Here is a 25,268-nt window from a genome sequence, read left to right as displayed (position 1 = left end):
AGATGAAAGAGAGTTTGTCATTCTTAGCAAATTTACCTTGTATTTCCAATTCTCTCCACGTTGATGCTTTGAGATTTTCTTCAATAGATTTAATCCGCTTAGCGATTTCATCCTTTGACAGAACATTCATTTCGAATTTCACTACACTTGCTTGCTTTTTTGTCTTTCTTGTTTTACTATTCATCTTAGATACCTCTCGTGATTTAGATTTTTTACCAACTTCCCGGTCAGTAATAATCTAAATTTACCTGAGGTATTCTTTTTGGTCAATTCCCTTTACTCTTTAAAGTATACAGGAAGCTCCTAATATAACTTTCCTAAATTCTCAATCGACAGCACCTTTTCATTAGTATCTGCGGATATCCTTATCCAATAGTCTAACATCATATACTTCATTTTGAAAGACCGTTTCTGAGTTTTTACTGTCGAAGCCCCCAGGCCAGCTTTTCTGAGCAGCAGGCCCGAACAGGAATTTATCTCCGCACAGCAGTTTCAGATAAGCGTCCCCCCCCTCGTCAAATGTATCGTGCACTAAGCGATGGACTGAGGATGATAGTGAAACAGTGCCAACAATCATCCTGCTGCTTGTTAAAATAAAGATTAAAGTGTTCTTTTTCTTTCCGTGTGCTACAATATTATTACTACATTTAATCTTTTGAAGGAGGTATTATTATGGGAAAATTATTAGAAGGAAAAGTCGCTATCATCACCGGCGGTGGAAAAGCAATGACCAAAGCCGGTGACATCGGTGCAATCGGCTACGGCATCGCGACCGCTTACGCAAAAGAAGGCGCAAATCTTGTTCTCACCGGGAGAAATGTCCAGAAGCTGGAAGATGCCAAAGAAGAACTGGAGCGTCTTTATGGAGTGAGGGTACTTCCTGTTCAGGCTGACATCAGCGCAGGCGGCGACAATGAGGCAAGCACCAAAGCCGTGATCGCAAAGGCGGTCGAGACCTTTGGAAAAATCGATGTTCTGGTCAACAATGCACAGGCTTCTGCTTCCGGTGTCACTCTGGCAGACCACACCATGGAGCAGTTCGATCTTGCCATTTATTCTGGTCTATATTCCGCATTTCTCTATATGCGTGAGTGCTACCCATATCTCAAAGAGACACAGGGCTCCGTAATCAACTTTGCTTCCGGTGCCGGACTGTTCGGCAACTTCGGTCAGTGCTCTTATGCCGCTGCCAAAGAAGGAATCCGCGGACTCACGCGTGTTGCTGCTACAGAATGGGGCAAGGACAACATCAACATCAATGTCGTGTGCCCACTGGCTTACACCGCACAGCTCGAGAAGTGGAAAGAATACCAGCCAGAAGCGTATGAAAAGAACATCCATGGCATCCCAATGGGACGCTTCGGTCATCCGGAAAATGATATTGGACGCGTATGCGTACAGCTTGCAACGCCGGACTTCAAGTATATGTCAGGCGAGACGCTCGAACTTCAGGGCGGTTCCGGACAGAGACCATAGGGCTGGCTCTCTTTTCATTCAAGACCATGCACATAAAAAGGAGTTGCCACATACGGCAGTTCCTTTTTTTATTCCACAGTCAGAGACAAATGTTCGGGCGTTTCTATTCAAGCGTGACAAGTCTTTATAAAAATGTTATACTTTTTTAATAACTTGAAAATATATCATTATGGAGGAATAAAAATTATGTGGAACAGATTACAACTAAAAGAACAGGGGAAAGTTGATTTCAAACGCAATTACTGGCTATGCGTACTGGTATCTCTCATTTTGTCCATATGTATGGTCAGCAGTTCCGGCGGCAGTGCCGGCAGGTATGCCCAAGACCATGACACAACCATCTCTTCGACGACAGATGCCACAACGGCCGGCGATGCTTCATCAACCATTTTCGCAACTGCAATACTGGCTGTCGCTTCAGTCGTTGCGCTGATCGGTATTATACTTTCTATTTTCGTGTTCACTCCGATTTATATCGGCGGGCGCAGATTTTATCTGGAGAACCAGTTTGCTCCGGGGCAGCTGAACCGACTCGGCTACAGCTTCAAAGAGCATCGTTACGGAAATGTCGTTCTCACCATGTTTTTAAAAAATCTTTTCATTACACTGTGGACACTGCTTCTCATTGTTCCCGGTATTGTAAAGGGCTACTCTTACTGGATGATGGAATATATTCTCGCCGAGAATCCGCACCTGGATCAAAAGAGAGTATTTGAAATCAGCAGACAGACTATGAATGGGCAGAAATGGAATACCTTTGTGCTGGACCTCTCCTTTATTCCATGGTATATCTTGTCTGGTATCACCTGTGGTATTGTCGGACTTTTCTATGTTCAGCCTTACATTGACGCCACCAGAACACGTCTCTATGCCGTACTGCGTGAGAATGCCCTGCAGCGTGGAATCGCTACTGCCGAAGAGCTTCCTGGATATTTTCCACAGGTAGGAAACACAATGTATCAATAGGTTTGTAGATTTGCACAGGATACCTGTCCCAAAGAGGGCATACAGAAATTTGATTTTCTGTATGCCCTCTTTCTTTATCTTTGCTCTATCTTTCCTTTATCTCTCATACATCCTTGTGGTATATCACAGTCTACTTTCTTTTGCGCTGAAAGATTTTGGTCAGCATATACAATACGCATCCACCAATGATACAGAAATCCCCTATATTAAATGTGATGTCTGTAAACTTTTTCCATTTTGTCCGAAATCCCACATAATCCACCACATATCCTCTCACCCAGCGGTCAAATGTGTTACTCCACGCGCCTGCTGCCATGAGAGAGAGGCCTGCTTTTCGGAAGAAATGCTTTTTATGCATCAGCCAGAACATCTGATAAATGGTCAGGATCACCGTCGCAAATACAGAAACAATCTTCACTTCCTCCGCATGATCATCAAATTTGTTCAGTGCCATCCCCTTGTTATATACCTTGCGGATAATCACCCTGCCATCCAACATGGAATGCTCCTCACCGCGGGCCACATTGCTCTCTATATAAAACTTTACCGCAATATCCGCAATCGTCAGAAAAAAGGTAATGCCCATCAACACTATAATCATCATATCATTTCCTCAGTTCTTTATCGCTTATTCTTTTTCATCGGCTCCCGTTTGTGTCCCGGCCTCTGTTGTTGTGCCCGGCTCTGCTGTGCTCTGTCCCGGTGTTTCTGCCGCTGTTGTTTCCGTTGCCTCGCCATCGACAATGTCTTCGTCCTCGAAAATATTCCCGGCCTTGTTTCTGATTTCCTCCGCAATATCCTCCGCCTTGCTCATCGCCTTATCCGCTGCCTCTTTCGCTTTGTCAGCCGCTTTATCCGCCGCCTCTCTCGCCTTATCTTTCATCTCGCTCTTCCACGCGTCCACTGGAACCTTCACACCGCAGTACGGGCAATAGAGCATCCCTTTTTCTACGTTCCGTTTACAGGTCGGACATGCCACAGCGCCTCTTGCATTGGCCGCATCGGCCTCCAGCTCCGCAATCTTCTCCTCACGCTGTTTGATTGCACTGCACAGGCCCTGTGCCTCGTCGCCTACCTTCTCACCTGCACAAAACCGGTCATAGGCCATCTTGCCCATGTCTGCAAAATCACGGTCGTTGCTGCGCTCCAGCGCACGAATCTGATTTTTGATTTTCTGCACTTCGATATACTCACCTGTCTTCGTTGTCACTTTTTCCGCGGTCTCACCCAGTTTTTTTCCTAAATCTTCCATAAAATCTTTCATATTCTGCTGCCCCTTTCGTTTCTATCTTCGGTTCTAATCAGCTTTCTGCCAACTATGTTTGTTTTGATTATACTACATTTTCCCAAAGAACAATAGGGAGGAGTTGCTCTTTTTTCATAATTCCCTTATAATATTTCTAGAAACGGAGGTACTATTTTGAACACTACATTTATTCGGTGGATTCAGACGCATTTCACGAAGGACAATCTCGGTCTGGCTGTCCGCATTTCTGTCGGAATTATTATTTCCATACTGCTCGCAGATTTTATCGGGGTCGACTTTGCCGCATCAACCGGTATTGTCACTCTGCTCACCGTACAGAGTACAAAGCTTGAGACATTTCACACCGCGGTCCGCCGTATTATTTCTTTTCTATACACACTCGGAATCGCATATCTCATACACGATTTTATTGCCATGGATATAGAAGCATTCGCGCTTGTCGTTTTCGGAATTGTTATTATTTCCATCTTCCTTGGATGGTCTGACACACTCTCCGTCAATATCGTGATTGCAACCCACCTTTTCATCATGCAGGAGCCTTTCACAATGCACCTGATCCTGAATGAGACACTGCGGGTTGTAATCGGTATGTGCATTGCCATTTTCATCAATTCCTACATCCCCGGCAATGAAAAGCGTTATACTGTTGAGATTCATAAAATCGAACTGAAGATTTCTTCCATCCTCGTCCTCTACTCCAACTATCTGAACGGGAACTCGGATCTAACCGCCGTCCCGGCTCTGCTGGATGAATTGAATTTTCTGTTGGAGCGAGGTCAGGACAGTGCCATAAAGTATTACAATAACAAGATGCGTCCCTACGCCCGCTACTATATCTCATATATGACAATGCGCGAGAGTGAGTGCACCATCCTCACCAACATATATCATCATCTGAACAGTATTGAGGAATTGCCGGCTACCTCTGTACAGGTTGCGGATTTCATCAGACATTTTTCTGGATCCATCCCCGTAGAGCACATGCGCGATGACTGGGAGAACCTTCATGAGGATCTAAAACAGAAGATGTTTTCAGGCCCCCTTCCCGGAAATCGCACTGAATTTACTTCTCAGGCTTTTCTGTTCAACGTACTGAACGAACTGTATCAGGTGATACAGCTCAAGCATCTTTTTATCCTCAATGTCACAGACACGCAGAAGAAGCTCTACTGGAATCCGGTTCAGAAATAATCCTCTTTCGACTGAAACCGAATACTCAGAATCTGCGCGACTGTTCAAATGTGTTATAAAGATTCAATGTGCCATATCCCCACTCTCTGTTCGGATATGGCAGATTTCTTTTTCTGTCAGCTCCCAGAATCAGCAGACTCTTCAGCTGAACAGAATCGATTCCCGATCCCCCTCTCTGATACACCACCCACTCCATTAAAAGAGCCATTGCACCGGCACTTACGGCTGTGGCGATGCTGGATCCAGTCCTTCTGACAAAGCGCTGATCCAGTGTTGCGCCCAGCACATTGACCCCCGGCGCGGCAAGCTCCGGTTTGATCAGATTCTTTCTCGTATACCCTCTGCCTGAGCGGATGGCGATACTCTGATTTACTCCATTGTAATAAGCGACGGTCAGGGGCGCCAGACTGTTTCCTGGATTTGTCAGTGTCTCATTGGGACTGGGTTCGAGGAAAAACACTTCACCGGACAGAAATTCCGTGACCGGAAGCCATACATGAAATGCGCCTTCCGCAACTTGAACCGGCGTGACAATGATACGCCAGATTCCAGCCGTCGGCTCATCGAACCGGAAAAATACGAGTTCAGAGCTGCTGCGCTCCACCAGCAGCCGATAATCAATGTATACGTTCGTCTTCTCAAGAAGAAAGTGAAACACAGTACTCGCACCTGCGCGGATCGGAATATTCCGTGTGCTCTCTCCACTCGGAGAAATCAGCGTTACGGAAAAAATGTTTGGAATGTCGGTCCACAGCTCCATTGAAAATCCGTCTACATTTTCTCCCACACGGATCTCCACCTCCTTATCCTCCAGTGTCTGCTGTGCCATCCCTGCATAGTGATGGCGTTGATTCGCCTCATTTCCACCCCCGACCACCACCGCCCGGTTTCCCTGCCGTGCATACTGCTCCAGGACAGAGGGAAGTGGCAACGTTCCATCATGACCTCCCATGTTGCTCCCCAGCGCGACACACATGACAAGCGGCAGATTCAATTCATTCGCCAGTTGGTTCAGATAGCGAAGCCCGAGCATGACATCATTTTCCTGAAAGCACGGAACCCCTTCCTGAATATAATAAAATTGTCTGAGATATGTTTTTGCTTCTTTCAGCTTCACTACCGCTATATCCGCCTCCGGAGCGGCTCCGATAAACTGATTCTCAGCATCTCCCCCACCGGCCGCCACGCTGGTCAGAAAAGTTCCATGTCCATTCTCATCCCTTGACGGCACCACTGACAGCGGGTCGTCCGACTGCAGTGCCTCGTTGATTGCATCCTCCCTATATTCCGTCCCGTATCCGATCCCATCCGGAGTCGTTCCCGACTGGATCGTCTGATCCCAGATTCCCGCAATTCTCGTCGTTCCGTCCAGATTCCGAAATACTGGATTGGTGTAATCAATTCCTGTATCCACAAATCCGAGCAGTACCTTTTCGCCTTTCAACTGCAGTGTCGGATAATTCTGTATGCTGGTGATCCCCGCCTGGTTCATGGCCTCAATTCCCAAAAGTGCATAACACTTCGGTATCGCATTGTAAGAAAACCGCTCGATCGTCATCGGCTCCACCAGTGACGTTTCAAGATATGCACTGCTGTACCCCCAGTCCATCATCTGTTCACATAACTGTTCCGGTGGAAGCTGACGAAATACTGGAGGCCTTGTCTTCGTCACGATAAAGTCCCGGAAATTCTCAGAAAGAATGCGTTCTCTGCATATATCACTCATAAAAAACCGCATTTTTTTATATGATATGCCCAAACTCCTCAGGATAGAACTCCAAATTCCAGGATCCACAAAAGGGACAGGTCAAAAGTGCAATTGGGGACGTAGCAAAACGATCGTTTTGCTACGTCCCCAATTGCACTTTTGACCTGTCCCTTTTGTGGATCTACCAGATCTTTATGGTATAACTTTTCTCAAAAACTTCACCCGCAAACAATGAGATAATTCCAGGCTTGGTGGAAATCTCTCCAGCGAATCCGTAGTCATCACACCGCCCCATCCATGGCTCCAGACACACGAACGGTGCTCCCTGCACAGACCAGATTCCAAAATTCGGGAATCCCGGGCAGGTCATCTCCACCAGCGCCGTGCCGTCTTTTCTGCACAGTATCACATCACTGATCTGCCCTCCGTCGAAGATCAATGCATCTTTCTCAAACATCTCATCCGACAGCGCACAGCTTTCTTTCTCCAACTTCAGCTCATACAGTTTCTCTCTCGCCGTCCCCGTTTCTGTGTCCAGCAGACGATACACAAGCGCATCTTTACCCGGAAATTTCAATTTATACCAGTCTTTTGTATCTTCAATATTCTCAAACTGGAATGCAGGGTGTCCTCCAATTGTGAAATGCATCTCTTCTTTCCCTGTGTTGACTATATTCCAGGATACCGACAGCCGGTTTTCTTCTAATGTATGTGTGATTCTCAACAGAAAGTCAAACGGAAAATACTTCCTGGTCTCCTCTGTTGATTTCATCTCATGTGTCACCGAATATCCGGTCTGTGCCGCGCAGGTAAATGCAGTATCCCGCGCAAATCCATGCTGCTTTGTCGCATACTCTGTTCCCTGATGTATATACTTATTCGCAAAGTTCTTTCCCACATTTGGGAACAGCACCGGCGCATGTCGTCCCCAGTACGCCGCATCTCCATTCCAGATAATTTCCCTGTCATTCACTTTATCATAGATACGACTCAGTTCAGCTCCGTCATCAGCTATTTCCACGAGTAGTGTCGCATTTTCAATCGTTCTTCTCATCGTTTTCCTCCTAAGCTTTTTCTTCCATTATAAAGATTTTATCCGAAATATGCAATGCACAGCTGCACGTTCTTCTTATACTTTACGACTGCTCCAGCGCTCCGGTATACAGCTGATAATAAATTCCACGTTCTTTGATCAGACTGTCATGGTCACCCCGCTCAATAATGTTCCCGTGATCCAGCACCATGATAACATTGGAGTTCTTGATCGTCGACAGACGGTGGGCAATGACAAACACTGTCCGGTTATCCATCAGCTTATCCATGCCATCCTGCACCACCTTCTCGGTACGGGTATCAATGCTGGAGGTTGCCTCATCCAGTATCAGCACCGGCGGATCCGCCACTGCGGCTCTGGCGATGGCGAGAAGCTGACGCTGTCCCTGTGACAGGTTGGCTCCGTCCCCCGTCAGCACTGTCTGGTATCCTTCCGGCAGGTGACGGACAAAGGTATCAGCATTGGCAAGCTTTGATGCCGCCATGACTTCTTCATCTGTGGCGTCCAGCTTACCGAACCGGATGTTCTCCATGACCGTCCCTGTAAACAGATGGGTATCCTGCAGCACGATCCCGAGTGATCTTCGCAGATCGGCCTTCTTGATCTTGTTGATGTTGATCCCATCGTAGCGGATCTTGCCGTCCTGGATATCATAGAACCGGTTGATCAGATTCGTGATGGTTGTTTTTCCTGCTCCGGTCGCCCCCACAAAGGCAATCTTCTCTCCCGGCTTTGCAAACAACTGAATGTCATGAAGAATAATCTTCTCATCGTTGTAACCAAAGTCCACATGGTCAAACACCACATCTCCCTCCAGTCTTTGGTAAGTCGTCGTGTTGTCAGCCTTATGAAAATGTTTCCACGCCCAGACACCGGTCCGTTTCTCGGATTCTGTGATCGTTCCGTCGTCCGCGGCCACCGCATTGACCAGCTCCACGTATCCGTCGTCCACCTCGGATTCCTCATCCATAAGGCGGAAGATCCGCTCCGCTCCGGCCAGTGCCATGACGATTGCATTGAGCTGCATGGACATCTGGCTAATGGGCTGACTGAAGCTCTTGCTGAACTGCAGAAAGGATGCCAGACTTCCCAACGTAAACCCGCCCACACCGTAAATAGCCAGAAGCCCTCCGGCGATGGCCGTGATCACATAGCTTAAGTTTCCAAGATTTGCCATGATCGGCATCAGAATATTTGCATATTTGTTCGCATTGTCTGCGCTGGCAAACAGCGCGTCGTTTCTCCTGTTAAATTCATTCAGGGACTCTTCCTCCCGGCAGAATACTTTTACCACCTTCTGTCCCTGCATCATCTCCTCAATGTATCCGTTCACCGCACCGAGCTGTCTCTGCTGCGCAATGAAGTGTGTGGAGCTCCGGCCCCCTACACTCTTTGTCGTAAAAATCATGAGTACCACAACTACCAGCGTGATCATGGTCAATGGAATACTCAGAATGAGCATGGAAATAAATACGCTGACGACAGTAATCACGGATGAGATCATCTGCGGCATGCTCTGACTGATCATCTGACGCAGAGTGTCGGTATCATTGGTGTAAACACTCATGATATCGCCGTGAGCATGGGTGTCAAAAAACTTGATTGGCAGAGTCTCCATGTGCTCGAATAATTCATTTCGCACATTTCTCAGCGTGCCCTGGGTCACATTGACCATGATTCGGTTGTATGCCCATGTGGAGAGCGCACCGACATAGTACACTGCCCCCATTGTGATCAGTGCCTTCAGAAGCGGCCCGAAATCTACATTCTCTCCACCGATAAATGGGGTGATATAGACGTCAATCAGGCTCTTCATGAACATGGTCCCCACCACGTTGGCCAGCGCACTCATAAGAATCAGGATCAGCACGCAGATGCATGGAAATTTATAGTACTTCATAATGTAGGCCATCAGCCGCTTCAATGTTTTGCCTGGATTTTTCTTCTCTCGATTATTCTTTTCACGATTATTCATTCTCTGCCGCCCCCTTTACCTGAGATTCATACACATCCCTGTATATCATGTTGTCCGTCAGAAGTTCCTCATGGGTACCGATTGCATCAATCATACCGTCATTCATTACAATAATGCGGTCTGCATCCTGCACCGATGTGATCCGCTGGGCAATAATCAGTTTCGTGGTGTCCGGTATCTCCGTAGCAAATGCCTGACGGATCAGACTGTCTGTCCTGGTATCCACTGCGCTGGTAGAATCATCGAGAATCAAGATCTTTGGCTTCTTTATCAGTGCTCTGGCAATGCAGAGACGCTGCTTTTGTCCGCCCGACACGTTGGTTCCGCCCTGTTCTATGTAAGTCTCATATTTATCCGGAAGAGTCTGCACGAACTCGTCTGCCTGTGACAGACGACAGGCGCGGATGATCTCCTCCTGTGTCGCATCCTTCTTTCCCCACCGCATGTTATCGTTGATGGTTCCAGAGAACAGCACATTATTCTGAAGCACCATGGCCACCTGGTCACGGAGGGTCTCGATGTCATATTCACGCACATCGATGCCACCCACTTTCACGCAGCCGCCCGTCACATCGTACAGTCTCGGAATCAGCTGCACGAAGGAAGTCTTGGCACTTCCGGTTCCACCGATGATTCCAATGGTCTCTCCAGCCTTAATCTCACAGTTGATCTCATTTAACACCTTGTTCTCACTGTCTTTCTGATAAGCAAAGTTCACATGGTCAAACAAGATGGACCCGTCCGGTACTTCATAGACCGGATTTTCTCCGTTCACGAGGCTCGCCTTCTCATTGATCACCTCCGCGATACGATCCGCAGACGCCTTGGACATGGCAATCATAACAAATGCCATGGACATCATCATCAGACTGACCAGCACATTCATCACGTAGGCAAACAGACTGACCAGTTCTCCTGTCTGCAGACTCCCGGCCACGATCATCTTGGCACCCAGCCAGGACAGCAGAAGAATGCAGCTGTAGACTGTAAACTGCATGACCGGCATGTTCAGTGTCAGGAGCTTTTCTGCCTGCACGAACAGCTTATACAGATTGTTGCTGGCCGTATGAAATTTGTTCACCTCATAGTCCTCGCGCACATAGGCCTTCACTACACGGATAGCGCTGACATTTTCCTGCACGCTGGCATTCAGAGCATCGTATTTTTTGAATACCATACTAAACACCGGAAATGTGTGCGCAATAATGAGTGCCAGCACGATCGCCAGAAATATGGTTGCCACCAGAAAAATCATGGCAAGTTTCCTGTTCACCACAAAGGTCATAGTCATGGCAAAGATCAGCATGAACGGTGATCTCGCGCACATGCGGATAATCATCTGGTATGCGTTCTGCACATTGGTCACATCCGTGGTCAGACGCGTCACCAGTCCCGGTGTCGAGTACTTGTCAATGTTTGCAAATGAGAAGGTCTGGATATTCTCATACATGGCCTTTCTCAGATTTTTTGCAAAACCAGAGCTTGCTCTGGCTGCATATTTTCCGGACATGACACCGCAGAACATGGAGATCATGGCAATTGCCACCATCAGCGCGCCCATGGTCCACACATGACTGATATTGCTCTTTTCCACCCCATTGTCTATGATGGATGCCATCAAAATCGGGATAATAATCTCCATGATTACTTCCATGATGACAAAGATCGGCGACAGGATGGAATCTCTTTTGTATTCTTTTACTTCACCCATTAATGTCTTAAGCATGTCTGTCTATTTCCTCCTCCAGGTTTTTTTTAATCTTTTTTGCGACTTCCAGAAAAGCATTCTTTTCTTCCTCCGTCAGCCCTTCTGCCATTCGGTTCTCGAAGGCCTCAATCTTCTGGTCTATTTGGCTGTGGCACCTGACTGCCTTCTCGGTCAGAATAATCTGCTTACATCTGGCGTCCCCCTCCACCGCTTCGCGGACAATCAATCCATTCTTCTCCATAGTCTGCAGCTGTGCCGTCACGGACGAGCTTTTGATATTAAATTCCTTCTCGATATCCCGCTGGCAGATCATACGGCCATTGCACACGGTCTGTTTGTATAGATAGCCAATCAGATGTCCCTGGGTTCCCGACACACAGGTGTCCAAATTCTGGAACACGCTGCGGTCGACAGCCCGCCTCACCTGGTTCGACAAATCTTTGATTACAAAACCAAGCATATTCTCATTGTTCAAATCAGTTCCTCCTTGTTCAGCTCATTGTCAGCACAAAAAACAGAACGGGGATTTTTATCCGTTCTGTTTTTTATGGATATTCAATCACTTTTTCTCTAATTATCTTGCCCTGGCTCTCCAGACCGCCTTTTGTTAGGCAGCTAGTTACTAGGTGGCTAATAGTTAGGCTCCTAGTAATTATAGCAATCTGATCGGAAATGTCAAGCGGTAGTCCTACTATTTATCATAACTCCCTGATCGTCACTGACACCATTTCACCGGGCTTCTTTCCGATTTTCGCCCTGATATCCTTGCAAATGCCTAAAATGTAGCAGATAAAACCGTCCTCATTTTTGATGCCCATGTTCACGATGCTGCCGGTGTATGGCTCACCGTCAAAGGATGCCTGAACCTTTTCGCGCCCTTTTTCAAATTCTCTTCGTATGTCAAATGGCATACGCACATACGCACCACCTTTTCCGGCACAGCTTCAATACATGCGTAAAGCGGACATTCGCAATCCGCTCTGCTACTTGCTCATGAACATCCTGCCGCTACGCTGCCTTTCAGCAGGGGCTTTTAATCCCCTGCTGAAACAAGCATCCCCCTTACCCACCACTTAGTACTCTACAGACTTGAAGTGGGGGGAATGCTTACAGATGTTCAAATTCATACCGTTTCGTGTTCATTTCCGCAATCGCCTTCTCAACACTCTCGATCGGTAATTTTAATATCTCTGCTACTTTCTTCGCATCACCAAGGCTGTCAAAAGCATTTTGAATCATCTTTACCGTCACCTGATCTGTTACCTGCTCTGTCACCTGTTCTGTCACTTCTCTGGACAGCTCTTCAAACTCTTCTGCCATCAGTTCTTTTAACGCTTCACACATTTCCGCTTTCGCCTCCTTCATTGCTTTCCAGTTTGCTTTCGTTATCACATCCATTGCAACCTGATATAGCTTCGATTTCTTCTTTCCCTCATAACAGCGCAATAATTCTTCGATTTCTTCTTTATCATGAATATCCTTGCGCAGACTTCGAAGCCATCGATTTTCCTTCGGGTCCAGTTCTTTTGTAATGATGAGCTGTATCGGAAAAGAATCACCTTTCAGATAATATATTCCTGCTCCCTGCTTCACAGCGCTCAGTCTCCGAAAATCCTGAAGATGCTTTATCATTTCTCTTGGAAAATGATTGCAGATAAACGTAATCGTAAGCTCGTCCGGTTCAATTTGTCTTACTTTTTCTGTATCTGCCTGATAAAAACAAGTATAACCATATACCTTATAAAAATCATTGACACTTAGATAATCATCGGGATCCTTATACTCAATAATGTTATATCTTCGAAATATTCTCCCGATATTTTTATGGATAGTTTCTTTCTCTTTGACTTTGATAACAAGTTCATCAATCTGCATCGGCTTCTTCCCAAGCAGATGCTCCGACTCGAAAGAAAGTTTTTCTTTTTCATCCTCAAATTCAATCTGAACCGAGGCGGAAAACGCCGGATGCCATTGAATCACTTCTTTTGTGCTTTTGCTCATGCACGTCTCCTTTCATTATAAAGATTTTTTCATTTCATTGCAACAATCGTTTTGAAGTCTCTGGCCGATTCAGCCTGAATAATTAAAGATTCGCAAATGTGTATTCATTTGCTGAAATTCTATGGTGACGAATGTCCCCTGATTAGAATTTGTAGTCCTACAATAGCATTCTTCCAGTTTCTTGTCAATCAAAGTTTTATGACTTATTTTTGACCTATGGAGTGTTATGTCTTATTTTTAACCTTGTAAAGGATATCCCCCCCTTCCGATAAGAGCATTTTATTTTCCGAAACACTACGACAGATAAATCGAGTCAAAGAGCGCCTTCCCCGCATTCGTCTTCACAATTTTATTCCGGAAGTTACGGATGCTTTCAATTCCCATCTGCATTTCTGCGGCATTCACCAGAAAGTCAGCCTCTATCAATATCTGATAATCGATGCCCTCTATATTAGAAACGGTGTGATGATGCGTTACCAGAAAAATAATTCTCTCTCTGACATCCTCCGGCAGTTCAAATTCCTCCAGAAATGGGCGCAACAGTGCCTCGCTTTCTGCCTCCTGGTGATTCCCGTTCGCGTTGCCATATTTCTCTCTGCATAATGGGCAGGCAATATCATGCACGATTGCAGCCATTTCCAGCGTCTCCTGTGTCTTTTCATCGAGTCCTTCCAGTTTTCCGATCAGCGCCGCAAACTCATGCACTTTAAAGAAGTGCCCGATTTCACCAATGCTGTTCCCATAGAAATGAACCATTTTATTCGTTAATTCTGCTTTTCGCATAAGCGTCCTCCTTATTCTGTTGGCGATATTTCTGCTCTTTATTTACAGGTTGAACATCTGTAAGCATTCCCCCACTTCAAGTGCGTAGAGCACTAAGTGGTGGGTAAAGGGGATGCTTGTTTCAGCAGGGGATTAAAAGCCCCTGCTGAAAGGCAGCGTAACTGCAGGATGTTCATGAGCAAATAGCAGCGCGGATTGCGAATGTCCGCTTTACTTTATTGATTATCATAACATATTTCCATCGTTTTTGCACTCTCCTCCGGCAAAAAACCGGCGGGGAAGACCTCCTGTCTCCCCTGCCGGTTTCATCCAGTGCTAAAGCACTCCTGTCTTTTATTGTAAAAGCTGATATTTGGAAACGGTTTTATGCAATCGCACTCTCAAACTGACTGTTGTACAGATCCGCGTAAAATCCGCCTGCTGCCAGCAGTTCCTCATGATTGCCCTGCTCCACGATGTCACCGTTGTTCATGACCAGAATCAGGTCTGCATCACGAATCGTCGATAATCTGTGGGCGATGACAAAGCTGGTTCTTCCCCTCATCAGGTTATCCATAGCCTTCTGGATCCGCTCCTCAGTTCTGGTATCCACGGAACTGGTGGCCTCATCCAGGATCAGAATCTTAGGATCGGCCAAGATTGCTCTGGCGATCGTCAGAAGCTGCTTCTGTCCCTGGGACACATTGCTGGCCTCCTCATTCAGTTCCATATCATAGCCGTTCGGCAGTGTCTTCACAAATCGGTGCACATGAGCGGCCTTGGCTGCCTCAATCACTTCCTCGTCAGTCGCGTCCAGCTTGCCGTAACGGATGTTATCCTTGATGCTTCCGTGGAACAGCCAGGTATCCTGCAGTACCATACCAAACATCTGGCGAAGCTCACTTCGATTGAAGTCCCTGACATCATGCCCATCGATCAGAATCGCTCCGCTGTTCACATCATAGAACCGCATCAGCAGCTTGATCATGGTCGTCTTACCGGCTCCCGTAGGTCCTACGATGGCAATCTTCTGTCCCTCACTTACCTTGGCCGAGAAGTCATTGATGATAATTCTATCTTCGTTGTATCCGAAATGTACATCCTTAAATTCTACATTTCCTTCCAGACCTTCCACTGATACCGGATCTGCAACCGTCTGATCCTCCTCTTCCTCGCCCAGGAACTCAAACACACGCTCCGAGGCTGCGGCTGTAGACTGCAGCATGTTGGCCACCTGTGCCACCTGCTGGATCGGCTGAGTAAAGCTTCGCACGTACTGGATAAAGGACTGGATATCTCCTACTTCAATGGTTTTCCTGATTGCAAGATATCCGCCGAGAATCGCCACGCCCACATATCCCAGATTACCGACAAACTGCATGATCGGCATCATCATCCCTGACAGAAACTGGGATTTCCATGCGGACTCATACAACTTCGCGTTGGTACGGTCAAACTCTTCCTTCACGTCGTGCTCTTTATTGAAGACCTTTACGATATTATGTCCGCCATAGACCTCCTCCACCTGTCCGTTTACATTTCCCAGATATTCCTGCTGTCCACGGAAATATTTCTGCGACTTCTTCATGATCCCTGAGATCAGGCCAAGAGAAATTGGAAGGATCAGCAGCGCCACCACCGTCATCAGCGGGCTGATGCTCAGCATCATAACCAGCACACCGATGATCGTCGTCACCGAGGTAATCAACTGTGTGGCACTCTGGTTCAGGCTCTGGCTCAGTGTGTCAATATCATTTGTAAAACGTGACAGCACTTCACCGTGTGTCTTGGTGTCAAAATAGTTCATCGGCATCCGGTTGATCTTCGCCGACAGTTCCTTTCGCAGACGGTACGTCAGTCTCTGGGAGACGCCCGTCATGATGTAACCCTGAATAAAGGAAAACAGTGCGCTGACCAGATACAGTCCCAATGTCCACGCCAGGATCCGTCCGATTTTTTCGAAATCCATCCCGGATCCGCCGGACACCTTATTCACCAGTCCGTTGAAAATCTCCGTCGTCGCTTTTCCCAGAATCTTCGGTCCGACAATACTGAATATCGTTCCTCCGATTGCAAATAATACCACAAAAAATATCTGAATTTTATACTCTGCAAGGTAGACAAATAATTTCTTCATTGTGCCTTTAAAATCCTTCGCCTTCTCACCGGCTCCCATTGCTCCGCGGCCCATGGGACCTCTTGGTCGTCTTCCTGTGTTCTCTGCCATATTATCTGTCCTCCTTTCCTAAGATGCTTGTATCTTCCAGGTCTTTCTTTAACTCTGCCGCCGACAACTGTGACAGCGCAATCTGCTGATAAACTTCACAGCTGTTGAGCAGTTCTCTGTGGGAACCGATTCCCGCAACTTTTCCGTCATCCAACACAATGATCTGCTCCGCATGGAGTATGGTACTGATCCGCTGTGCCACAATGATGACCGTGCTGTCCGATGTGCCCTCCTTCAATGCTTTACGCAGCGTCACATCTGTCTTGTAATCCAGTGCGGAAAAACTGTCGTCAAAAATATAGACATCCGGTCTCTTGGCAATCGCTCTTGCAATTGAAAGTCGCTGTTTCTGACCACCGGATACATTGGCTCCGCCCTGAGAAATATCACTGTCGTATCCCTTGCGCTTCTCATCGATGAACTCTGTGGCCTGAGCAATATCAGCCGCCCATTCCATGGTCTCTTTGCTTTCATCTGGATCGCTGTAGAGGATATTGGATGCGATGGTTCCGGAGAACAACACGCCCTTCTGCGGAACGTAGCCCAGCTTATCCCGGAGTGTGTGCTGGGAAATATCTCTCACATCCACACCATCCATGGTAACCTTTCCACTGGTCACATCATAAAATCTGGGAATCAGGTTGATCAGCGTGGATTTTCCACTTCCTGTACTTCCAATGATTGCCGTTGTCTCACCCGGTTTTGCAGTGAAATTAATATCCTCGAGCACATCCTCCTCCGCACCCGGATACCGGAAGGACACATGATCAAATTTGACAACACCCTTTCCACTGACCGGCAGCTTCTTCGCATTCTCCGGATCATGAATGATTGTCTCACTGGTCAGAACCTCATCCACGCGGGATGCAGACACTGCTGCTCTCGGGAGCATGATGGAGATCATACAGAGCATCAAGAATCCCATGATGATCTGCATAGTATACTGGATAAATGCCATCATATCGCCGACCTGCATCTGTCCTTCGTCGATACCGTGGGCTCCGGTCCATACAATCAGAACCGAAACGCCGTTCATCACCAGCATCATCACCGGCATCATGAATGTCATGGCACGGTTGACAAACAGATTCGTTTTTGTCAGATTCACATTTGCCTTATCAAAACGCTCTTCCTCGTATTTCTCTGTGCTGAATGCACGGATAACGGAAAGTCCTGTCAGAATCTCTCTGGTCACCAGGTTCAGTTTATCTACCAGATTCTGCAGTATCTTGAATTTCGGCATCACGATGGTAAAGAGCACTGCCACAACACCCACGATGATGATTACCGCAAGACCGATAATCCAGGACATGGATACATTCGTCTGGAATACCCGGTACACACCTCCGATTGCAAGAATCGGCGCATACAGTACCATACGCAGAATCATGACTGTCAGCAGCTGAATCTGCTGGATGTCGTTGGTGCTTCGCGTGATCAGTGATGCGGTTGAAAATTTATCAAACTCGCTGTTGGAGAATCCGACTACCTTGTTGAACACCTGACCTCGCAGATCACGTCCAGCCGAAGCTCCGACTCTCGATGCCAGCAGCCCCACCAGCACACTGGCAAGCATTCCTAAAAATGCAAGTGCAAGCATCTTCGCACCCGTTGTCAGAATGTAGTTCGTCTGTAATTTCTCCATATTGATTCCCAGATGGTCATAAGCTGTCTTTACATAGCTGATGGCTGCCTGCTCCATAATGGTGTCCGGCATGTCATCCATCTGCTCAGACATCTTATCCACGAGCTGTAGGCGCTGTTCCTCCGGCAGCATCTTCATGATATCGAACATACTGGTGTCCTCTGTGATGTTCGCCATCGCCTGTGCCTGTTCTGCCATCGCCGCCTGGGCTTCCGCATCTGTCCCTGCACCCTGGGCCGCCATCGCCGCCTGTGCTGCTGCGTCTGTCCCTGCACCCTGGGCCGCCATCGCCGCCTGGGTTTCCGCATCTGTCCCTGCACCCTGGGCCGCCATCGCCGCCTGGGCCGCTTCCCTCTGGGCTGCTGCGCTGCTCTTCATCTGCTCGATGATCTGGTCCTTGATCTGATTTGTCATATCGCTTTCTGACTCAAATCCGGACGTCAGCATCATCGGCGTTCCCATGATATCTGACAGTTTCGACATCTGGTCTTCATCATCCTGCATGCTTTTCTTTAGAACATACGCCGGTTTATCATATGTATCTAAATCTTCCTCATATGCTTTTTCCACCTTCTGTACGTTCTCATCCGACATGAAAAGTTTGATTTTTTCCATATCCTCCTGTGCAATCTTCATTGGTATCCTGTCACCTACACCACCCTGCTGAATACCGATATTTACAATATCGGACGTGTACGCCGGGAGGGACAAGTCACAGTATGCCTGCACAATCAGAATTGCAACGATCACAACAATCGTCTTCCAATATGCTTTCATATACTTAAATAGTTTTGACATGTTTGCTATTCCTTTCTTATCATCCTGCTAAAATTATGTTGCGTAGGTACCAAGGTTCCTCCTTAGTACATTTTATGAAAATCTTCCTGCCTTTCGTCTTCTGTATACCCTTTTGACAGATTATCTCTGATCTGTATCAGCAGCCTGCGCAGAAACAGTTTTTCCTCCTGGCTGATGTTCTGCATAGCCAAAGTCTCCGTTTCACGGATTGATTGAACAATTCTTTCCACATAACGTTCACCTTCCGTTGTCAGCTGCAGTTTCATCACCCGCTGATCATTTTCATCCCGCTGCCGCATAACAAGTCCGCTGCTCTCCAGTTTCTTGATTGCTGCGGTAACAGATGGAGGTTTTATCCTCAACGCTTCCGCTAACTCTCTCTGAGACATGGTTTTCTGGCGTTTCAGCGCAAATAAGATTCCCGCCTGCCCGCCGCGAAATTCGCAGTCCGAATTTTGAATAGAACGAATCGAATGCTGCATATACAGATGTCCGATCTGCCGCAGTAACATCTCAAAGGGGAGTTGGTCTGAATCACATTTCATAATATCACTTCTCCTTTCGTAAATTAGTTAGACATCTAACGGTTATATTAGTATTATTGCTACTATATGTCAATATAAATCATAATATTTTATACTTTTTTTATCTTTTTTGTCCAATTATTTGTTTTGATATCTAACTATATATTTTTTATGGACTATCCTTTCTTTCTCCATCTGCTGTTTTCAACTGCCAAAGAATACCGTGTCTTGCAAATCACTCAAATTTCTCATACAATTAGAATATGTGTTATATTTCCATTAATTACTACTCTTTCTAACTAAGAAAATCCAAAAACATCTAAGAATATTCTTTTAGGTGGATATACTAGTACAGCGTACCGCAAATAACTAGACGAATTACGCAGAATATTTTTTCGAGTGTACATATCAAAAAACGCAGGCGTAGCGGGCTACGCTGAGGCTTTTTGATATGTGCAATCGGGAAAATAGGCAAGTAATTCGGTCTAGTTATTTCGAGGACGCTGTACTAATATGAAAAGCGGACTCTGTTCGCTGTTCGTAATCCGAAGGAGTTTATTATGCTGAAAAAAATAAGAAATGGCATTTTTAAATATATGATTTTATTTGTAATTTTCGGTGGAATTTATTTCGGAATCGAAACATGGTGGCGCGGACACCTCGCCAATTGGAGAATGGCCGTCATGGGCGGAATTATAGCCGTACTGATTGGCATGACCAACAGCTTGTTTTCCCGGGAAACAAGCTTTATCCTGCAGTGCATCGTCGGTATGCTCATCGCAACGCTGGCCGAGGCAATCATGGGAACCTACTGGCTGGACCACGGAATGAAAGTCTGGACATACAGCCGACTTCCTTTTACCTATGTACATGGGACGGTGAATCTGTTGTACAGTCTTGGCTGGTTTTTTCTATCTGCACTCTGTATTGTTGTGGACGATGTGATCCGGTGGTTGTTTTTTGGCGAACCGCGGCCACATTATAAGCTGCGGTAATCTCATTTTATATCGTCCACACACTTCCGGACTCATCGCATTTCTCCAGATTCGGACATTCGCCATACACCAGCGAATAGACCGGCTCTTCCTTTTCCTGCTCTGCAATGGCGCGGTCGAGTCCGGCCAGCATCTTCTCCCGGTCGGCCGGCAGCATCCCTCTGGTCCGCACCTCGATGTAATCATGGAAACCTTCATAGCGGATTGCCGGCATCTGCTCTGTGCCGAGCAGTTCCAGAAGGTGCCGCTCTTCCTGCAGACTTTCCAGTTCGTCGGCCGGCTGGTAACTTCCATTTTCCACATCTTTATAGAGCGGAACCTCTTTGTGGAGAAACATTGAAAAGTTCACTACATGTGCCGGCTGTGTATGATTCAGAAATTCTGCCAATGCCTCCGCATTCTCCGTGCTTCTTCCCTTACCTGCCACTCCGGTCATAATGTGCGCGTCAAAAATCAGCCCAGCCTTGTGCAGTCTGTCGATTGCCGTATAGGCCTGTTCCAGATTGTGATCCTTTTTCATGAAAGCCAGCACGTCATCCAATCCGCTCTCAATTCCCAGATACAGGTGCCTGACCCCTTTTTCAAATAGCGTTTCTAATTCCTCATCCGATTTGCGGAGAATACCGGTCACCGTTGCATCCATGTTAACTGCCGCCCTCTCTGGAAAATAGTGTTCGATCAGATCCAGAATCTCATACAGACGCTCCGTCTTCATATCGAAAGCATTTCCGTCCCCAAGGAAGATCGTCTTTGGCTTTCCTCCGGCACCATAAACTCTTTTCAGATCTGCCTCAATCTGCTCCATTGGCAGTTCGCGGTACTTCAGATGTCGAAATAAGTTGCAGAATTTACATTGATTGTAGGAGCATCCCACCATGACCGGAAGCATATAAGAGGAACGCTCCATCGGTGCCCTGCAGATTTGTCCTTCATAATTCATTGTATTTCCTCCCTTTCTAAATTCAGTGAAACAGACATTCGGAATCTGCTTCACGCACTCAAAGCGGACGTCTCCGTCCGCTTTTTCAATCTTCAATATTTTTCATATACTTCTCATAACTGCACAGCCCTTTTTTATTCCAGCTGCAATCCCCGCAGCACTCCTGAAACATAGACTCCGTCAGCCTCTCACGCACGATCCGTATGATATTCCGGTAAGTATCCTGCGGACTCCGGTCCAGTCCCAGATTTGCCAGCAGCTTCTGGTCTTTTTTCTTCACAGAAGGCAGATCGCACACTTCTGTTTTTTCCCGGTTTTCAGACGAATCTGCTTCTTCACACGCGGTCTTCGGACACGCTCCACAGATTTCATCCGTCCCGCATACCAACTCCAGCATGACATTTTCTTCCTTCAGCATTCTGACGATCCGGCTCATATTCACCGAAAATGTATCACTGTATCCTTCTCCCACAAATAAGCCGGTGCACAGAAGATGATGTCCCCGCAGCCGAAGCGGACTATGCTGCCTGCTCATTATACATCAGATTGGCTCTTGCCAATCCTCTGCGAATTGCAATCGCAACAAACACGGCACCTGCCACAGATAACACATCTTTTACCAGATATGGAACAGACACCAGCAGCAGCGATGCCACAAATCCGGTCTTTGTCACAATGGCGAACTGAATCGCCCCCAGTAGATGGCAGACGGCCAGCCCGAGAATCCCCCACACAAAAGGCAGGATCTTACTGTTGTTTTTCAGACTCAGTCCAATCAGAAATGCCATCGGAATAAATCCAAACAGAAATCCTCCTGTCGGTCCGACCAATACACGGATTCCCGCCGACATACCGGCAAACACCGGAACACCGACTGTTCCGATCAGAACATACAGAAACGTGGACAACGCTCCCATTTTACTGCCAAGTACATATCCGCACAGAGCCACCGCAAATGTCTGCAGCGTAATCGGGACTCCTGACGGCATCGGGATCTGAATAATTGACAGTACTGCAAGCACCGCTGTGAACATCCCTGTTAATACCATATTTTTTGTTTTCATTCTCATATCCTCCTTGATTGAACATCAGCCCATTTATAATTTGCCTTCGGCAGAGGACTGACGCTGCATGTCAAGCTTTCATAGCAGACTTGACATTACCATGGTCGACTCGTTTCCGATTGTCAACCTCTATTATTATATTGGTTAACATTAGATATGTCAATAAAAACAATTGTTTTTCACTTTTCTTTTTGGACTTCGTAAAACAGATACCTGATATTCCCTTTGGCTATCTGCTTCCATACCGCCTGGCCTGCCTGATAATTTCTCCCGGAAATCCCATGTATTCCAGCAGGCGAATTGCATTCCGCGAATCATTTACGCCCTCATGTATCTTATAATCAAACGTAATCCCGTCATCTGTCATTTTTTCACAAAAATAGTACCGTTCATATGCCTCTCCCAGAAGATCCGCCAACTCTACATCATGGGACGCCACAATCGCCAGACAGTTCCGGTCTGCAAGATAGTCCAGCACCGCGAAGGACGCCGCAATCCGTTCTTTCGTGTTAGTTCCCCGCAGGATTTCATCCACCACACAGATCAGGAAACGGTCCGCATCTGCCGCATCCACGATCCTTTTCAGGTATTTTACTTCTTTTATAAAATAGCTTTCCCCTTTCATCATATCATCCCGCACCGCCATGGATGTCAGGATTCTCGTATCCGGAAGTGAAAATGCTCCGGCGGTACACGTGTGAATACTCTCCGCAAGGATGACATTGACTGCGACGGCCTTGATGAAGGTCGACTTTCCCGACGCATTGGAACCGGTAATCAGACAGTCGCCGCTAAACCGTACCGTATTCCCCACAGCCCCCTCCACCAACGGATGATACAGTCCCTCCGCGTAAAGTATATTTGAAGTGTCGGAAGATACCGGACACAGCGGGCTCACAAATTCCGGCAGGCAGTACATTTCAAGACTTTGGCGAAAGGATGCGATCGCAATCGCCATGTCCATCCGGCCAACATGTGCATACAGCTCCATAAAGCACGCCTCCTGGTTCTGGAGAATGTGGATTACTTTATCAAACTGAATAAAATCCCATAGAGTAATTCCAAACAGATAGTCCTGCAGAAGTCCCATAACATCCCCGCTCATCGACGCCCGCTTTTTATTCTGCAGCGCGGCGACCATATGCGTAAGCTTTTCCAGCTTGCTCACATGTTCACGAATGGATTTCCCTCCAGATATGACGGTTGTTTTATCCTTCACCAGCTTTTTTGAAAGCCGGACAATCCGGATAATTCCGCCCAAGGTGTCCAGATATATTTCATACCTGCCCTTTTCCACCGCATACAGCACCAGATTCACCATCGCCACCAGTCCCAGCAGTATCCAGGCCTGATTCGCTCTAGTGATACACAGCAGAAGGACACTTCCCAGCAGAACCAGCTGCATCAGTCGGAACAGCCACACATACCGAACCTTCTGCTCTCCAATCCCACTCACAAATGCAGGAATTGCATAGCAGTTCTCTTCTTTTCCCAGCTGAAAGAGCTCCATCTGGATCCGCTCCCGCTCGTCATCATGTTCTGTAAAATACTGGATTTGTTCTTCTAACGCATCCAGATTGTCTTTATTCTTTGGAATATGATGCAGCGTTTTAAAAAGCTCCTGCTCCCCCGCAAAAGAACAATTCGTATTCATACGCCAGAATATCCGGTCCATCTCCAGGTCATTCCACGTGATTTCATCGACCACCTCATCCTGCGGCAGGTCTCTTTCATACTCCTGCCAATACGCTCTGATCCCGGGCTTCATCTCCTGCTCCTGTGACGGGACACTCCCGTACCGGCGGCGGAGCCACGCCCTGATTTTTTCTTTTCTTCGTCTTCCAAACATGCTGTCTGTTTCCTTTCCGGTGAATCGGATACTCCCGATCCGCACTCCGATCCGCTTTGCTGCTTCCTCGTATCCTTACGCAGCTTTGCTGCTTTCTCAGGAGCGACGATATTTTCTCTTCTGATAAAGAACAACAGCCCAAAAACCAAGCAGAAAAACCACGATCTCAATTACCAGCACCCGATCCACACTGAACCGTACTCCGCTCTGAAACAGAATAATATACATCTGCCACGAAAATGGAATAAATACCATAAATGCTGTCACATATTTAGCCGTATCGTGAACATAGACCGTGTAGGGTCCAAAATTCTCATACCGCAGCATCCTGAACCCGCCCTCTTTTACCAACCGCACAACCAGAATCTCAATAGCCGGAAACAGAAACACAATCCATTTCCCGGCACTGCTTACTATGATCATTTCCTCCCAGTCTGTTGCCACATTTTGCGGGAGCAGCGGATAAGAAATGACTGCCGTGAGTACCGATATCAAAATGATCAGCCAGGGAATCCACACATCCTTCACCTGTGCCAGCGCACTCAGACTGTCCCGAATCAGATTTTCTGAGGTCTGTCCGGTCTCCTGCTCATACCGCTCCGGCCAGACCCCCTCCAGTGAGGTCTCCCCTGCCCGAAGCATTTGTTCGCAGATTTCAATCGAGCCGGATGCCCAGCTTCTTTTCTTCTCCAACCGTGTGATCTGCTTTTCCAGCACATCTGAGAGCTTCGCTTTTCCTTCCTGCAGTTTCCGAATGTCTTCTATAGAAACATCCAGATTTCTCAGGAACACAATTCTTCGGATCGTCTCTATATTTTCATGCGAATAGTCCCGATATCCATTGATCGGGTTGCGCTTTGCAGACAGCAGCCCTTCCTTTTCATAAAACCGGACATTGGCTCTCGTAATATGTAATTGTTCTTCTACTTCTTTAACTGTCATACGTCCCTCCTTCATACAAGTTAATGTATAAACCGACTTTACAGTCAAGCTTTTTTATAATTATTTTTCTGTCTTTCAATCTTTGCTCCCACAAATGCTGTCAAAAAAATGCTATAATACATCCCTGCAGTATTTTGTATACTGCACAGTTGTATCATAGCATTTCGATATTGAAT

At 46.9% G+C, this 25,268-nt stretch carries 21 protein-coding genes and 2 pseudogenes; 4 read left to right on the top strand and 19 right to left on the bottom strand.

What is annotated here, in order from left to right; translation table 11 throughout:
• Window positions 1-184, bottom strand: a pseudogene (locus BUB85_RS11915) (IS110 family transposase); the annotation flags it as partial.
• A gap of 488 nt (window positions 185-672) precedes the next feature.
• Between BUB85_RS11915 and BUB85_RS11905 the strand changes: the two are divergent.
• Window positions 673-1,476, top strand: a complete 804-nt coding sequence (locus tag BUB85_RS11905) for an SDR family NAD(P)-dependent oxidoreductase (RefSeq protein WP_073110737.1) — start codon at window positions 673-675, stop codon at window positions 1,474-1,476.
• Between the two features lie 186 nt (window positions 1,477-1,662).
• Window positions 1,663-2,442: a DUF975 family protein gene (locus BUB85_RS11900; RefSeq protein ID WP_159434641.1), complete on the top strand. Its 780-nt coding sequence runs from the start codon at window positions 1,663-1,665 to the stop codon at window positions 2,440-2,442.
• A gap of 130 nt (window positions 2,443-2,572) precedes the next feature.
• Here the strand turns inward: BUB85_RS11900 and BUB85_RS11895 are convergent, their stop codons facing one another.
• Window positions 2,573-3,046: a signal peptidase II gene (locus BUB85_RS11895; RefSeq protein WP_084534019.1), complete on the bottom strand. Its 474-nt coding sequence runs from the start codon at window positions 3,044-3,046 to the stop codon at window positions 2,573-2,575.
• A 24-nt stretch (window positions 3,047-3,070) separates the two neighbouring features.
• On the bottom strand, window positions 3,071-3,706 hold the full coding sequence (locus tag BUB85_RS11890) for a zinc ribbon domain-containing protein (RefSeq protein WP_073110733.1): 636 nt from the start codon (window positions 3,704-3,706) through the stop codon (window positions 3,071-3,073).
• Window positions 3,707-3,862: 156 nt separating this feature from the next.
• Here BUB85_RS11890 and BUB85_RS11885 point away from each other — a divergent pair, with 156 nt between their 5' ends.
• A complete protein-coding gene (locus BUB85_RS11885; protein WP_073110731.1) occupies window positions 3,863-4,900 on the top strand; it encodes an aromatic acid exporter family protein in 1,038 nt (345 codons plus the stop codon).
• Window positions 4,901-4,925: 25 nt separating this feature from the next.
• Here the strand turns inward: BUB85_RS11885 and BUB85_RS11880 are convergent, their stop codons facing one another.
• From BUB85_RS11880 to BUB85_RS11830, 11 genes and pseudogenes are all read right to left on the bottom strand, one after another.
• Complete coding sequence (locus BUB85_RS11880) at window positions 4,926-6,626, bottom strand: S8 family peptidase (protein ID WP_073110746.1); 1,701 nt, start codon at window positions 6,624-6,626, stop codon at window positions 4,926-4,928.
• A 163-nt stretch (window positions 6,627-6,789) separates the two neighbouring features.
• Window positions 6,790-7,662: an aldose 1-epimerase family protein gene (locus tag BUB85_RS11875; RefSeq protein ID WP_073110728.1), complete on the bottom strand. Its 873-nt coding sequence runs from the start codon at window positions 7,660-7,662 to the stop codon at window positions 6,790-6,792.
• Between the two features lie 82 nt (window positions 7,663-7,744).
• Window positions 7,745-9,637, bottom strand: coding sequence for an ABC transporter ATP-binding protein (locus tag BUB85_RS11870; RefSeq protein WP_073110726.1), 1,893 nt, complete (start codon window positions 9,635-9,637; stop codon window positions 7,745-7,747).
• Entirely contained in the window at window positions 9,630-11,363 is a 1,734-nt protein-coding gene (locus BUB85_RS11865) for an ABC transporter ATP-binding protein (protein ID WP_073110723.1), read from the bottom strand. Before BUB85_RS11865 ends, BUB85_RS11870 begins: the two co-directional genes overlap by 8 nt.
• Window positions 11,356-11,820 carry a MarR family winged helix-turn-helix transcriptional regulator gene (locus BUB85_RS11860; RefSeq protein ID WP_084534018.1) on the bottom strand — a complete coding sequence of 155 codons (465 nt, stop codon included), beginning with the start codon at window positions 11,818-11,820 and terminating at the stop codon, window positions 11,356-11,358. The genes BUB85_RS11865 and BUB85_RS11860 overlap by 8 nt, the downstream gene beginning before the upstream one ends.
• Window positions 11,821-12,043: 223 nt before the next feature.
• Window positions 12,044-12,268, bottom strand: a pseudogene (locus BUB85_RS11855) (DUF1905 domain-containing protein); the annotation flags it as partial.
• Between the two features lie 184 nt (window positions 12,269-12,452).
• Window positions 12,453-13,346, bottom strand: coding sequence for a 3-isopropylmalate dehydrogenase (locus BUB85_RS11850; RefSeq protein ID WP_073110719.1), 894 nt, complete (start codon window positions 13,344-13,346; stop codon window positions 12,453-12,455).
• 294 nt (window positions 13,347-13,640) lie between these two features.
• Complete coding sequence (locus tag BUB85_RS11845; protein ID WP_073110717.1) at window positions 13,641-14,129, bottom strand: HD domain-containing protein; 489 nt, start codon at window positions 14,127-14,129, stop codon at window positions 13,641-13,643.
• A 364-nt stretch (window positions 14,130-14,493) separates the two neighbouring features.
• A complete protein-coding gene (locus BUB85_RS11840) occupies window positions 14,494-16,335 on the bottom strand; it encodes an ABC transporter ATP-binding protein (protein ID WP_073110715.1) in 1,842 nt (613 codons plus the stop codon).
• A gap of 1 nt (window position 16,336) precedes the next feature.
• Window positions 16,337-18,778 (bottom strand): ABC transporter ATP-binding protein, encoded by a 2,442-nt coding sequence (locus BUB85_RS11835; protein WP_073110713.1) that lies wholly within the window; start codon window positions 18,776-18,778, stop codon window positions 16,337-16,339.
• Between the two features lie 62 nt (window positions 18,779-18,840).
• Complete coding sequence (locus BUB85_RS11830; RefSeq protein WP_073110711.1) at window positions 18,841-19,323, bottom strand: MarR family winged helix-turn-helix transcriptional regulator; 483 nt, start codon at window positions 19,321-19,323, stop codon at window positions 18,841-18,843.
• 539 nt (window positions 19,324-19,862) lie between these two features.
• On the opposite strand from BUB85_RS11830, the gene BUB85_RS11825 reads away from it, so the two are divergent.
• A complete protein-coding gene (locus tag BUB85_RS11825; RefSeq protein ID WP_073110709.1) occupies window positions 19,863-20,297 on the top strand; it encodes a hypothetical protein in 435 nt (144 codons plus the stop codon).
• Window positions 20,298-20,304: 7 nt separating this feature from the next.
• Here the strand turns inward: BUB85_RS11825 and BUB85_RS11820 are convergent, their stop codons facing one another.
• From BUB85_RS11820 to BUB85_RS11800, 5 genes are all read right to left on the bottom strand, one after another.
• Window positions 20,305-21,237, bottom strand: coding sequence for a radical SAM protein (locus BUB85_RS11820; RefSeq protein ID WP_073110742.1), 933 nt, complete (start codon window positions 21,235-21,237; stop codon window positions 20,305-20,307).
• An 85-nt stretch (window positions 21,238-21,322) separates the two neighbouring features.
• Window positions 21,323-21,772, bottom strand: a complete 450-nt coding sequence (locus BUB85_RS11815; protein ID WP_073110706.1) for a DUF1284 domain-containing protein — start codon at window positions 21,770-21,772, stop codon at window positions 21,323-21,325.
• Window positions 21,756-22,301 carry a biotin transporter BioY gene (locus BUB85_RS11810; RefSeq protein WP_242945410.1) on the bottom strand — a complete coding sequence of 182 codons (546 nt, stop codon included), beginning with the start codon at window positions 22,299-22,301 and terminating at the stop codon, window positions 21,756-21,758. The genes BUB85_RS11815 and BUB85_RS11810 overlap by 17 nt, the downstream gene beginning before the upstream one ends.
• Before the next feature lie 229 nt (window positions 22,302-22,530).
• Entirely contained in the window at window positions 22,531-24,150 is a 1,620-nt protein-coding gene (locus BUB85_RS11805; RefSeq protein ID WP_143160709.1) for a MutS-related protein, read from the bottom strand.
• A gap of 96 nt (window positions 24,151-24,246) precedes the next feature.
• Entirely contained in the window at window positions 24,247-25,092 is an 846-nt protein-coding gene (locus BUB85_RS11800) for a MerR family transcriptional regulator (protein WP_073110698.1), read from the bottom strand.
• Window positions 25,093-25,268: the final 176 nt, after the last annotated feature.

Source organism: Hespellia stercorisuis DSM 15480 (genome assembly GCF_900142165.1).
In the GTDB taxonomy this organism is placed as follows: domain Bacteria; phylum Bacillota; class Clostridia; order Lachnospirales; family Lachnospiraceae; genus Hespellia; species Hespellia stercorisuis.
Note: the sequence above shows the minus strand (reverse complement) of the source record. Positions and strands in the feature narration are given on the sequence as shown.